11 protein-coding genes are annotated in these 12,469 nt (G+C 61.2%); 3 read left to right on the forward strand and 8 right to left on the reverse strand.

Features of this window, described 5'->3' with window-relative positions; translation table 11 throughout:
- On the forward strand, window positions 1–1,199 hold a 1,199-nt coding region (locus DW754_RS05745; protein ID WP_233508890.1), incomplete at its 5' end, for a helicase-related protein.
- A 64-nt stretch (window positions 1,200–1,263) separates the two neighbouring features.
- Here DW754_RS05745 and DW754_RS05750 read toward each other — a convergent pair.
- The 5 genes from DW754_RS05750 to DW754_RS05770 all read right to left on the reverse strand — a co-directional run bounded on the left by DW754_RS05750 (window position 1,264) and on the right by DW754_RS05770 (window position 5,336).
- Complete coding sequence (locus tag DW754_RS05750) at window positions 1,264–1,572, reverse strand: type II toxin-antitoxin system YafQ family toxin (RefSeq protein WP_117758774.1); 309 nt, start codon at window positions 1,570–1,572, stop codon at window positions 1,264–1,266.
- 2 nt (window positions 1,573–1,574) lie between these two features.
- The gene (locus DW754_RS05755; protein ID WP_117758773.1) at window positions 1,575–1,874 is read right to left on the reverse strand and encodes a type II toxin-antitoxin system RelB/DinJ family antitoxin; all 300 of its coding nucleotides are present in this window, start codon (window positions 1,872–1,874) and stop codon (window positions 1,575–1,577) included.
- Between the two features lie 113 nt (window positions 1,875–1,987).
- Entirely contained in the window at window positions 1,988–2,746 is a 759-nt protein-coding gene (locus DW754_RS05760) for a TIGR00730 family Rossman fold protein (protein ID WP_117758772.1), read from the reverse strand.
- Between the two features lie 213 nt (window positions 2,747–2,959).
- Window positions 2,960–4,099 (reverse strand): tRNA guanosine(34) transglycosylase Tgt, encoded by a 1,140-nt coding sequence (gene tgt, locus DW754_RS05765; RefSeq protein WP_022093813.1) that lies wholly within the window; start codon window positions 4,097–4,099, stop codon window positions 2,960–2,962.
- Between the two features lie 436 nt (window positions 4,100–4,535).
- Window positions 4,536–5,336: an SDR family NAD(P)-dependent oxidoreductase gene (locus DW754_RS05770; RefSeq protein ID WP_006235414.1), complete on the reverse strand. Its 801-nt coding sequence runs from the start codon at window positions 5,334–5,336 to the stop codon at window positions 4,536–4,538.
- A gap of 294 nt (window positions 5,337–5,630) precedes the next feature.
- On the opposite strand from DW754_RS05770, the gene DW754_RS05775 reads away from it, so the two are divergent.
- The gene (locus tag DW754_RS05775; RefSeq protein WP_117758771.1) at window positions 5,631–7,412 is read left to right on the forward strand and encodes a hypothetical protein; all 1,782 of its coding nucleotides are present in this window, start codon (window positions 5,631–5,633) and stop codon (window positions 7,410–7,412) included.
- A gap of 306 nt (window positions 7,413–7,718) precedes the next feature.
- Here DW754_RS05775 and queA read toward each other — a convergent pair whose 3' ends face one another.
- The 3 genes from queA to DW754_RS05790 all read right to left on the reverse strand — a co-directional run bounded on the left by queA (window position 7,719) and on the right by DW754_RS05790 (window position 10,153).
- Window positions 7,719–8,930, reverse strand: coding sequence for a tRNA preQ1(34) S-adenosylmethionine ribosyltransferase-isomerase QueA (gene queA, locus DW754_RS05780; protein ID WP_117758777.1), 1,212 nt, complete (start codon window positions 8,928–8,930; stop codon window positions 7,719–7,721).
- A 70-nt stretch (window positions 8,931–9,000) separates the two neighbouring features.
- Complete coding sequence (locus DW754_RS05785) at window positions 9,001–9,576, reverse strand: epoxyqueuosine reductase QueH (protein WP_117758770.1); 576 nt, start codon at window positions 9,574–9,576, stop codon at window positions 9,001–9,003.
- Between the two features lie 10 nt (window positions 9,577–9,586).
- The gene (locus DW754_RS05790) at window positions 9,587–10,153 is read right to left on the reverse strand and encodes a DUF3267 domain-containing protein (protein WP_117758769.1); all 567 of its coding nucleotides are present in this window, start codon (window positions 10,151–10,153) and stop codon (window positions 9,587–9,589) included.
- A gap of 133 nt (window positions 10,154–10,286) precedes the next feature.
- Here DW754_RS05790 and DW754_RS05795 point away from each other — a divergent pair, with 133 nt between their 5' ends.
- On the forward strand, window positions 10,287–12,437 hold the full coding sequence (locus tag DW754_RS05795; protein ID WP_117758768.1) for a methionine--tRNA ligase: 2,151 nt from the start codon (window positions 10,287–10,289) through the stop codon (window positions 12,435–12,437).
- Window positions 12,438–12,469 lie beyond the last annotated feature (32 nt).

Genomic DNA, 12,469 nt, shown 5'->3' on the forward strand with positions numbered 1-12,469 from the left:
GCGGGAATGGCCTATTTGCTCAATGTGTTCGGCTGAGATCGGAAATCAACCGCCTTTCCGCGACGCCCGAACGCTCGGACGGACTCACGCGAGCACTCTCAATGCTCTGCGGCCCGCTTCGCCATGTCATTGATCCAAAAACGCAAGCAATCCAACAGGGAATTCAGCGCGTTGTTAGGCCGCGTTTTACCGGAGTTCGACTACCCGCCTACGAACCAGGGGCGTCCTTTAATCAAGTTCTCGATCTCCTGTGTGCGCACACAGCGAGAAACGAAGCAATTGTCGACGATGCCCTCGAGACCGCGTCAAACGGTCGACATCCGCTTGTGCTATCCAAAAGGAAAAAACATGCCGAAGAGCTATGTAGGCTGCTTCAAAGCCGCGGACACGAACCTATACTCTTAACCGGAGAAATCGACGCCAAAGAAAGAAAGGCAATACTGAACAGCCTTCCCGGCTTCGAGCATGAGCATCGAATTATCATCGCAACCGAAGGCCTTCTGGGCGAGGGTTTCGACCTGTCTTACCTTGACACTCTGCTCATTGCCACACCGATATCTTGGGACGGCAGCATAACGCAGCAGGCAGGCAGGCTACATAGAAGTCACGAGGGCAAGCAGCAGGTTGAGATATTCGACTATGTTGATTTGTCGATACCCATGCTCGCGCGCATGTACCAGAAGAGACTCAAGACCTACGCCAAGCTGGGGTATGAAGTCTTTGCAGCAAATGACAACAAACGGGCCGATCAAAACATCCTCGTTAGGCCGGCAAGGGCCGTGGAGGCCTTAGCAGATGACATCGCGCGCGCAACGAAAAGCATTTTTATTGCCGCGCCCTACGCATCCGCTGCATGCCTCGCAAAGCTCACTGCCGTACTCACAGGCGCCGCCGCCCGTGGGATTGCCCTTGAGATTTCAATTGCTTCGACTCCGCGCGATGACGTGAAAGCGATTTTTGCCGAGATGAACGTCAGTTATCTCATCAAAGCCGAAGGACGCCTGTGCGCATCAGTGATTGACGAGGAAACTGTCTGGTACGGAACTATTCCATTACTGGCCTTTCCTAAGAAAGAGGACTGCAGCATCCGTTTCAAAAGCAGCGAAGTTGCAGCCGAGCTTTTAAGCGAAATCCAGCGAAGAGGAGAACCGGAGGTCGCAGCCACGAACGGGACGTCTCCAACAGTTACGGTGGAATAGGGGCCGTTTTTGGCCAATCGGCCGCGAATCAATCCCTATTCCCCCGCGAAACATAAGCGAGCAATCAGCCCTGCGGGCCCTGAAATAACTCCTCATGCGAGCCCATTCTCACCAGTCGGATCACCGGATTAGTCTTATGCGGCAGATAGAGAACGACCACATCGACCATGCCATCGGATAGATGAAAGTCGATATGGCCGTTGTAATTGCCGCCTGGGTTTGAGAGCTCGTGGACGCCATATTCCGTAGGAAGCGAGCCGTGAGCCGCCAGCTCTGCGACCGCCGCCTTAAACTCGGATTTTAGCTGCGGATGAATGCGCATCGTTCGCTTGTAATCCGTCTTAAACTGAGCCTCGACCTTAATCTCAAACATCGCTAGTCCTCATCAAGGAACGACATCAGATTATTCACGTTATCGAACGCCGGGCTGTCGTCTGGCAGAATCCCCAGCTCGTGGGCCTCGGCGATCACCATGGCGCGCCTCGTCACCTCGTTGGGAACTTCGGATCGACCCACAATTTCAAACGGAATCTTCCGCTGATTTACAAGCTGCCGAACAGCAAGGTTGAGATACGAATTGAGACTCAGACCAACCGAATCCAAAAACTCAGTCGCCTGTTCCTTGAGCCCCTCTTCGATGCGAACCGTCGTAGGCTTAACCGTTGCAGTAGACATACGCGACCTCCTCGCCTCGTCTTTTGCATCAGTATACCCAGTTTAGATGGCAGAGTGATGTTAAATAGCATCAGTCTGCCGTTCTCATTACTACAACAACAGGCACGCTCGCCCTACTTCAGCCCGCTCAGGGCGATGTCGACTGCCTCGTCGAGGTCGTCGGTAATGTGCACCAGCTCCGGATCGAGCGGGCTGATCATACCGGCGTCCATCACCGGGCCGTTGAGCCAGTCGAACAGGCCCTGCCAGTACTCACTGCCTACCAGCACAAGCGGCATGCGCTTGACCTTGTGCGTCTGCACCAGCGTGAGCACCTCGAACATCTCGTCGAGCGTACCAAAACCTCCGGGAAACACGATGGCGCCCGAGCTGTATTTGACGAACATGGTCTTGCGCACAAAGAAGTAGCGGAAGTCCATGCCCAGGTTCACGTATTTGTTGAGCCCGTGCTCGTGCGGGAGCTCGATCCCCAAGCCGACCGATTTGCCGTTGGCACTCGCCGCTCCCCTGTTGGCCGCCTCCATGATGCCGGGGCCGCCGCCGGTGATCACGGCCACGCCGCGCTGGGCGATCTTTCGTCCAACCATGCGCGCCGCCTTGTAGAGCGGATCGGTCTTGGGCGTGCGGGCGCTACCGAAGATGGTCACCGCAGGCCCGAGCTCGGCAAGCGCGCCAAAGCCATCGACAAACTCGGCTTGAATGCGCAGCACACGCCACGGATCGACATGCAACCAGTCGGTTGAATCCTCGGGCGCCAGCAGGTTGGCGTACGTATTGTCCTTAGGAATCATGGGGCCGCGCATGACCACGGGGCCGCGGCGGTACGTCTCGTCGTAGGCGGGCTCGCCCTCGACGTTCTCATTCTTAATCATGGGTACTCCTATCGAGAAAAAGAAAAGCGAGCGGGGTCGACGCCATGCGCCAAACACCCGCCCGAACATCAACTAGTCGGTATGGTACCCACGATGCATCATGCGCTTGCAAGGCATCGGTCAGCGGTCGCGCAGCCGGCGTCAGCGAATGTGACGAGCAGCTGCCGCTCAGCCTTTGCCGTTGCCCACGCTCTGCAAGCGTGTCTTTCGCCCTTAGTAATCCACCGCGGCAGGGCTATTCATCCAATCGCTCACAAATGCGCCATAGCGGCCCTCGATAATGGCCTGGCGAGCACGCTGCATAAGGTTAAGCAAGTAGTAGATGTTGTGCATCGACAGCAAAATGCCGCCGAGCATCTCCTTCTGCGTGACCATGTGGCGGATGAGCGCGCGGCTGTAGCCGCCCGTGCACACCGGGCAGGTGCAGGTGGGATCGATGGGGCCATCGTCGTGCGCAAAGCGGGCGTTGCGGAAGTTGAGGCGACCCTCGCTAGAGAATGCCGTACCCATGCGGCCGGTGCGCGTCGGCAGCACGCAGTCGAACATGTCGATGCCCACACCCACGCCGCGCACGAGCGTGGTGGGGTTGCCGACACCCATCAGGTAGCGCGGCTTATGCTTGGGCATGTACTCGCTCACGAGCGGTGCCAGGGTCTCGAACATGGTCTCGTGATCCTCGCCCACCGAGTAGCCGCCGATACCATAGCCCGGGAAGTCGCCGCACTCCTCCAGATGGCGCAGCGAACGCAGGCGCAGATCCAGGTGCATGCCGCCCTGAACGATACCAAAGAGCGCCTGGTCATCGCGGGTATGCGCCTTGTAGCAGCGCTCGGCCCACATACTCGACAGCTCAACGGCGCGCTCAACGTAGGCGCGCGTGGCGGGATAGCCCGGGCACTGGTCGAGCTGCATGCAGATGTCGGAGCCGAGTTTCATGGCGATTTCCATGTTGTCCTCGGGTGTCCAGAACACGTGGCGGCCGTCGTAGTCGTTGACGATAAAGCGCACGCCCTCGTCGGTGAGCTTGACCGCGTCGTTGTGGCTGAACACCTGGAAACCGCCCGAGTCGGTGAGGATGGGGCCGTGCCAGTTCATAAACTTGTGCAGTCCGCCCAGCTCGGCGATGGTGTCCTCGCCGGGACGCATGGACAGGTGATAAGTATTGGCAAGCACGATCTGGGCGCCGAGCTGCTTGACGGTCTCGGTGGGAATGCCCTTAACGTTTGCCTTGGTGCCCACGGGCATAAAGATCGGCGTCTCGATGTCGCCATGCGGGGTGTGCAGCACGCCGGCACGCGCGTGCGTCGTCGGGTCCTCGGCGATCAGGTCGAATTTAAACAGGTTTTGATCCATAAACTGGAACTCCTTGGTTGCGGCTCATACGCAAACCATTATACGGGCAACCCGCAAGAAGCACCGACTCGACAGAAACTGGTGCGAGGAGGATACGGCAGGGACACGGCAAATGAGCGTGGATTTTTGGACGCTTACCGGATGAGCGTGGATAATCTCCCACTTTTGCCCAAAGCACAGCCCAAAAACGGGAGATTATCCACTTTCATTCTGCGGGCACTCATTTAAGTACGTCCCCGATGAGTGGAGCTATTTACCAGCCACGGCAACGCCGATATTTTGGCAACGTCAGCGAGCGGGTCGCATTTGAGACAAGGTGCCGTGAAATGAAAGGGCGCTGACCTTCTGGTCGCGCCCTTGAAATTGAACGGCAGATTGTCCAAATGCGGCCCGCGCAGCGTCGGCCGGTCCGCCGTTCGGTAGAACGGCGGAACCCCTAAGGACGCTGGCCCATGCCACCCTCGAGGGTGACGGTCTCGCCGTTCATATACTTAAAGTCGGGACCGCAGAGCTGAACGACAACGCGGCCGATTTCCTTCTCGACGTCGCCGTAGTGGCCTGCCGGCGGCATGTGGACGTTGGCCTTGAACGCCTCGGGATAGGCATCTTGGAAGTTCTCGAGCGCGGCGGTCCAAGCAAGCGGGCAAACGATGTTGACGTTGATGCCGTCCTTGCCCCACTCGTTGGCGGCGACGCGAGTCAGGCCGCGGATGCCCTCCTTGGCGGCAGCATAGCTGCACTGGCCGTAGTTGCCAAACAGGCCGGCGCCCGAAGCAAAGTTGACCACGGAGCCCTTGGTCTCCTTCAGGTGCGGATAGGCCTTCTGCATGTACAGATAGGTGGCATACAGACCGGAGTAAATGGCCAGGTTAAACTGATCCATGGTGTGGTCGGCGATGGTCACGCCCGAGGCGCTGGCCTGAGCGTTGTTAACGACGGCGTCGATGCGACCGAACTCCTCAATCGCCTTGTCGATAACGTTCTGCACGACGGCCTCGTTGTCCTGACCGGCGGAGACATCGGCCTGAACAGGAAGAACCTTAACGCCGTACTCAGCCTCGAGAGACTCCTTGGCGGCCTCGAGCTTGGCAACGTTGCGGCCGGTGATGACGAGGTTCGCGCCCTCCTTGGCAAAAGCGATATCGATGCCGTAACCGATGGAGCCAGCGGAGCCGTCCTTGAGCGTGGCCTTGCCGCCGCCGGTGACGATCACGGTCTTACCAGTGAAAAGTCCCATACAAAGTCCTTTCAAATCGCGACGGGCCCGCCCGTCGACTGCGCGCATCCAACTTCACGCGCCAAAAGCTGACATGCAACTTTAGCGTGTTCAAGTGAATAGAAAAGGCCTCGGTAGGCGAACGGCATAACGTCTTTCGGCGAAGGGATTGTCAAGTACAAACTGGATAAAGTGGCCGAGTTTTTGCTATCGACACGAGCCATCGAACACGTTTTGAAACTTTGCTGCAGTGCGCGGGATGTCGGCGCGAGACTTTATCATAGGGTGACAAACAACGATGAGGAGCACATGCCTATGACAGACGAGCTGGACCCCCAGACTCAACAGCATATTGATAACTCCGCAGACACCATTGACGACTGCGATACTTCCACCAGAAGCGATGGCGGCATTGATACCGCTGTCGAGGAGGCTCCTGCCGCCGCAGACGAGGCCGCAGACGCAAATGTCGCCGCAGAGCAAGACAAAGAAGAGCAGCTAGAGCAGCCGGACCCGAGCGATACTGAGCCCAAGGCTGAGAACGCTCCGCAAGCAGCAGGCCCCATCGAGGTGTCTTCGGAAGAAGAGCTCGACGCCGTCATGGACTCCATGATGGATGCCGTCAAAGCGATGAAAGACGCCGTGGCCGACGCTGACGTTGACGCCGAGGAAGAGGAGGCCGCCGAGGCAGCCTCGACCTTCGTACCCGGCGAGACTCCGGTTGCCGACCAGGGCAGCACCATGCCCTCGTTTCTGCAGCTCGAGCATCCCACGATTGGCGCCGATGCGGTCGACCCGCACGCAGCAGGCTTTTCTGTAATCGAGGGCGGTACCGGCAATATCGCCGTGCCGCAGGCTGCCGATGCGGACGCTGCCGACACCGCTCGCCCGACCGCCCCGCACTCCTCCGCCGCGAGCCGCGATCTGGGGACCGCTGTCTCGAACACTGCGAACGCCGTGGGCACCTTTATCGCCCAGGGTGCCTCGGCCATGCGCGAGATGAACGCCGCGAAAAAGGCACTTGCCGATGCCCGCGCCCACCTGGCCGAACTTGAGCAGCGCATTGCCGATCAGGCCGAGGAACTCGAGACGCGCCAGGATATCGCAGGCCGCTACGACCAGATCGTCGCCGACCAGCGCCAGGCGATTGCCACGGCCCAAAAGACTGCAGCGGCCGCCGAGATTGACCGTGATGCCCACGCCTCCAAAGCGACAGAGCTCAAGGGTCAGCTCGAACAAATGAAGACAGAGGATGACGCGACTGAGCTCCGTCTGAAGGCCGCGCTCGATGCCGTGGAGGCCCGCGAGGCGAGCTCGCGCGAGACCGGCAACCGCCTCGTTCGACGTCTTGAGGATTCCAAGCGCATCCGCGACAAGGTGAAGGCAGAGCGAGACGCCGGCATTGCCGCCGCACAACAAACCGTCGACGCCACGCGCGCCCAGCTCGAGACGCTGCGTCATGAGTATGCCGAGCTGCAACGCAATCCCTCGGCAAATCCCGCCAACTATACGGTGCGCACCAGCGAGCTCTCGATGCAGATTTCCGACACGGCAGATGCCCTGCGTAAAGCCGAAGAAGATGTCCCGCGCATCACCGCCGACCTTGAGCACTCGCTTGCCGCAGCCGAGCAGGCCGTCGAGCAGGCTCAAGCCCCTATCGCCGACGCAAAACGCGCGCACCAAGCCGTGACGACCGAAGCCGATGCCGCGCGCGACGAGCTGCAGACGGCGAAGACAGCCGCCGCGACTCGTCAGCGCGAACTGCGCGAGAAGATCACTGCCGAGGACAAGGCACGCCGCGACCAGGAGCAGAGCATCGCCAACGCCCAAGCAGATGCCGCACATGCGCAGTCGATCATCGAACAGGCGACCGAAGTGCACGACCACCCAGAGATCACTGAGTCGCTTGCAGGATCCTTGGCCCGAGACAAAGCCGAACACACCGAGACCGAGCGAGAAGTCGCCCAGCTCGAGGCCACCGAGGACGCGGTGCGCGAACGTACCCGCGACTCACGCATCAAATTCACCGGCGCCATCGTCTGCATCGTTGCCGTAGTTCTCGTGATCATCTTGATCTGGCTGTTCGCGAGCAAGTAACCACTCCCCAACGATTACAAGGACTGTCCCCAGGTGCCGGCACATAAGGAACGTCCCCAAGTGCCAACAAAGGCGACGCCGATGTTTTGGCGCGGACAGCGAAAACCCGCTAGAGCGGCATCCTCTTGACAACCAAAGAAATGCCGGTGTTTTGGCAACGACAGCGAGCGGGTCGCATTTGAGACAAGGTGACGTGAAACGAAAGGGCGCTGACCTTCTGGTCGCGCCCTTGAAGTTGAACGTCAGATTGTCCAAATGCGGCCCGCGCAGCGTCGGCCGGTTACGGCGTTTGGAAAACGCCGTAACCTACAAAATGAGCATGGCGTCGCCAAAGCTGAAGAAGCGGTAGCGCTCCTCGATGGCGGCGGCGTAGGCATCCATGATCTGGTCGCGGGTGGCAAGCGCGCTTACGAGCATCATGAGCGTGGAGCGCGGCACGTGGAAGTTCGTGATCAGCGCGTCGACCACGTGATAGGTCGAGCCGGGCATGAGGTAGAGCTGCGTCGTGGCGTTCTCGCGCACCACGATGTCACCGCGGCCGAGCGTGTCGGCGCCGTCCTCGAGGCCTTCAAAATAGCGCGCCGTCACAGCCGGATCGGACACCGGAGCATCGGCGTCAAACGCGCTCTCGAGCGAGCGCACCGCCGTGGTACCGACAGCAATCACACGATGGCCCTCGGCCTTCGCCTTATGCACGGCGTCGACAACCTCCTGCGACACGTGGTAGCGCTCGGTGTGCATCACATGCTGCGTGGGATCGTCCTCCTCCACCAGACGGAAGGTATCGATGCCCACCTCGAGTTCGACGGCGGCAAACTTGGCACCCTTGGCCTCGATGGCAGCCATAAGCTCGGGCGTAAAGTGCAGACCCGCCGTGGGAGCGGCAGCCGAGTGCTCTTCCTTCATGGCGTAGACGGTCTGGTACTTCTCGGGGTCGCCCTCGTAATCGGTAATGTAGGGCGGCAGCGGCACGTGGCCGGCAGCATGGATGGCCTCGTCGAGCGTGCAAGGGTCGCCGGCGGCATTGCAACCGGCCGGCTCAAAGCGCACCAGACGGCCACCGCGGCTATCGGTGACAAAGTCGATGACCTCGGCCGTCAGCACCACGGGAGCCCCCTCGGGCGCATGGGCGCCACCGGCGCGATACTCAATCTGAGCACCGGGCTTCAGGCGCTTGCCCGGCTTGACCAGGCACTCCCACACATGGCCGAGCGGATCCACATCCTCACGGCGCTTGAGCAGCAGCGTCTCGACCACGCCACCCGAGCCGGCCTTGCGACCGATCAGGCGGGCCGGCATCACGCGCGTCTGGTTGATGACGAGCACATCGCCCGGCTCGATATAGTCGATGATGTCGCGGAAGATGCGGTGCTCAACGGTACCGCCGTGCTCCAGCGGCTTCCCCGCCTGGGAGCCTTTGCGATCCACCACCAGCAGGCGGCAGGAGTCGCGCGGCTCGGCAGGAGCCTGGGCGATCAGTTCCTCAGGAAGGTTGTAGTCAAAATCATCGGTACGCATAGACACGTCGGATACTCCTTATATAGCTAAAGTCCGCTCTACATCCTAGCAGGCTGCCAGCTCAAAAGAACTACTTTTTGGACGCTTTGCGCTCGTCGCGGATGCGAGCGCGGTCCATGGCCGCCTCGACGGCCGAGAATCGGCAGCCGCAGTAATTCTGCCGATACATGCCCAGCTCACGCGAACGACGCGTGGCCTCGGGATAATACGGGCGAAAATCGCGAATCACCGGGGTGAGACCGCGGGCGACAGCCAGACGCTCCAAAACATCATTGCAGGTATCGAACAGCTGATACGGCGAGACGGCGAGCGTCGTGCCCACAAACTCAAACCCGCGCTCCTGGGCCACGCGGCACGCCTCGGCCAAGCGCAGGGCATAGCACGCGCGACAGCGACGGGGTCGATCGGCGCCCAGCGGGGCCACGCCGGCCTCCCAGCGCTCGCGGTCCTCCCCCGCTTCGATGAGCTCGATGTCGCCATCGGCACACCACCGGCGTAGCTCGTCCAAGCGGCGCTGCCATTCATCGCGCGGCTGAATATTGGGGTTGGTCCAGCAAATCGTGGGTTCAAACCCCTCTTCGCGCAGCAAGCGAACCGGCTCAAGTGAGCACGGCGCACAGCAAGCGTGCAACAACAACGGCCTCATCAACATCTCCTCACCCGAAAAAGCGCACGCCAAAGGACGTATCCTCGCAGGCGACAATGCGGCGGTCGCGCAGGATGGTCCGCACGTAATACCAATCGCCCACGCAGCCCGACAAGTGCAGACCAGCCGCCAGGTAGCACAGCAGCGGATAGCCCGAGAACGCAAACCCCAGGGCAAACGCCACCGTCAAAACAACCGTCGGCGCCAGGCAAACCGCCATGTACCGCCGACGCGAATACACGACGCCCTCGGCGCAGGCATAGATCATCGCCGTCTCACGATTCGCGCCAAAGGTCACATGCGCGCCCGCAGGCGCCAGCAGCTTAAAAAACACCGCATGCACCAGCTCGTGCACGGCAAACGACGCTGCAGAAACCGCAGCCACACCGACCATCCAGCCCACGACGGTGGTCCAGCCGCCCGCCTCAGCCGCGTCCAAGTCCGCAGGCCCGCCCAACAGCATAAACACCGGCACCAGGCACACGGCAAACACCGCGATCACGGCCATCCCCCACACGAAGCAAGCGTGCAGAAAAACCTCGTCCTCAAACGCATGTATGTTGGAAATCTCATTCATAGCATCTTAGGATAGCGCCCCTGCCACGCACCCGCCCGCATGTGCGATAATGTCGAACGATATGCACGAATTGACCACCGCGCCGCCGAACCCCGTGCCCGGCCGCGCTCTTACCTATATGCGAAGGAGTCCCATGGCATCCAAATACTCCATGAACGACCGTCCCAGCTGGCCGCGCCGCGCCATCGTTACCGCCGGCGAGCCCTACGGCAACAAGGGTCTGCACTTTGGCCACGTCGGCGGCGTCTTTGTCCCGGCCGACTTCTTCGCCCGCTTCCTGCGCGACCGCCTGGGCCGCGAAAACGTCATCTTCACCTCGGGCACCGACTGCTACGGTTCGCCCATCATGGAGAGCTACCGCAAGCTCAAGGAGAACGAGGGCTACGACAAGTCCATCGGCGAGTATGTCGAGTCCAATCACTCCCGCCAGGCCGCGACCCTCAACAACTACAACATCAGCTGCGACATCTACGGCGGCTCGGGCCTTGAGCCGGCGGCCCAGATCCACAACGAGGTGACTGCCGAGATTATCGAGCGCCTGCACGAGCAGGGCACCATCTCCAAGCGCTCCACGCTGCAGTTCTACGATGCCAAGGCCGGCACGTTCCTCAACGGCCGCCAGGTCATCGGCCGCTGCCCCATCCAGGGCTGCAAGTCCGAGAAGGCTTATGCCGACGAGTGCGATCTGGGCCACCAGTTTGAGCCCGAGGAGCTCATCGCGCCCAAGAGCCAGCTCACCGGCGAGGTGCCCGAGCTGCGCCCGGTCGACAATCTCTACTTTGACCTGCCGGCCTACCTCGACTTTATGAAGACCTACACCGCCAAGCTCGCCCAGAACCCGCAGGTTCGCTCCGTGGTCTCCAAGACCATGGAGGAGTGGCTGCTGCCGGCTCAGCTCTACATCCAGAACAAGTTCCGCGAGGCCTTCGATGCCGTCGAGGACCAGCTCCCCGAGCACACCGTGCTGGAGCCCGAGGGCAACAAGAGCAGCTTTACCGTCACCTTCCCCAGCTGGAAGGAGCGCGACGACGCCCACGCGGTGCTCGCCAACGGTGGCGTGCGCTTCCGCAGCGGCAAGGCACTCGTGCCCTTCCGCATCACCGGCAACATCGACTGGGGCGTTCCGGTGCCCGAGGTCGATGGCGTCTCCGACGTCACCTGCTGGTGCTGGCCCGAGAGCCTGTGGGCGCCCATCAGCTATACGCGTACCGTGCTCGCGCGCGATGCCAAGGCCGCCGGCGTGACCGAGGGCGTCGCCGCCCAGGATGCCGCCCTCATGGGCGAGCCCGCCGCCGACTCCACGCAGGTGCCCGCACCCACCTACCAGCACAGCTCGCTCGACTGGCGCGACTGGTGGTGCTCTGACGACGCTCAGATTTACCAGTTCATCGGTCAGGACAACATCTATTTCTACTGCATCGCGCAGACCGCCATGTGGGAGGCCCTGGGCTGGGACCTCACGCAGAGCACCGTCAGCGCCTGCTACCACCTGCTCTACATGGGCAAAAAGGCCAGCTCGTCCTCGCAGACGCCTCCCCCGCCGGCAGACGACCTGCTCAACCACTACACCTGCGAGCAGATGCGCGCGCACTGGCTGTCGCTCGGCCTATCCGAAAAGCCGGTGAGCTTTAGCCCCAAGGCATACGACACGCGTGTGACCGGCAAGGACAAGGACGGCAACGAGGTACGCGCCTGCGACGACAAGCGCGTTATCGACCCGGCCCTTAAGGAGAGCGCGCTGCTGACCGGCGTGTTCAACCGTCTGGCCCGCAGCTGCTTCTACGGCGTCGCCGTCAAGGAAGGCGACGAGAGCCCCTACCGCAACGGCTGCATCCCCGCCGGTGCCGCTTCTGACACCGTGGTCGAAGCCGCCCAGCAGGCAGCCCTCGCCTTTGAGCAGGCCATGTACAAGTTCGAGACGCACCGCGCGCTTGCCGTGTGCGACGACTACCTGCGCGCCGCCAACAAGCGCTGGAGCGACGCTTCCAAGGCCGCCAACAAGCTCGAAGGCAAGCCAGCAAACGCCGCGATGACGCAGGCCCTCGTCGACGCCTTTACCGAGCTGCGCGTGGCGACCGTCCTGATGCACGGTATTGTGCCGGCCGGCTGCGAGCTCATCTGCGAGTACTTTGACTTCGACCCGGTCGCTTTCTTTAGCTGGGATAACATCTTTGCCTCCACGGATGAGTTTGTGGAGAGCCTGGGCGAGAAGCCCGGCGAGCACCGCGTAAAGCCGCTGCCCCCGCGCTTCGACTTCTTTAGCAAGCACGAGAGCCAGTACTAAACACTCGACATGTAATGGAATGGGAAGGAAAG

The sequence above is a fragment of the Collinsella sp. AM29-10AC genome, from assembly GCF_003469085.1.
GTDB lineage: Bacteria > Actinomycetota > Coriobacteriia > Coriobacteriales > Coriobacteriaceae > Collinsella.

Coding starts and splice junctions, on each gene's coding strand:
- DW754_RS05795 (WP_117758768.1), top strand. CDS start 10,287: ATGGCATCCAAATACTCCATGAACGACCGTCCCAGCTGGCCGCGCCGC.
- DW754_RS05750 (WP_117758774.1), bottom strand. CDS start 1,572: ATGTTTGAGATTAAGGTCGAGGCTCAGTTTAAGACGGATTACAAGCGA.
- DW754_RS05770 (WP_006235414.1), bottom strand. CDS start 5,336: ATGGGACTTTTCACTGGTAAGACCGTGATCGTCACCGGCGGCGGCAAG.
- DW754_RS05785 (WP_117758770.1), bottom strand. CDS start 9,576: ATGAGGCCGTTGTTGTTGCACGCTTGCTGTGCGCCGTGCTCACTTGAG.
- DW754_RS05790 (WP_117758769.1), bottom strand. CDS start 10,153: ATGAATGAGATTTCCAACATACATGCGTTTGAGGACGAGGTTTTTCTG.
- DW754_RS05775 (WP_117758771.1), top strand. CDS start 5,631: ATGACAGACGAGCTGGACCCCCAGACTCAACAGCATATTGATAACTCC.
- DW754_RS05755 (WP_117758773.1), bottom strand. CDS start 1,874: ATGTCTACTGCAACGGTTAAGCCTACGACGGTTCGCATCGAAGAGGGG.
- queA (WP_117758777.1), bottom strand. CDS start 8,930: ATGCGTACCGATGATTTTGACTACAACCTTCCTGAGGAACTGATCGCC.
- DW754_RS05760 (WP_117758772.1), bottom strand. CDS start 2,746: ATGATTAAGAATGAGAACGTCGAGGGCGAGCCCGCCTACGACGAGACG.
- tgt (WP_022093813.1), bottom strand. CDS start 4,099: ATGGATCAAAACCTGTTTAAATTCGACCTGATCGCCGAGGACCCGACG.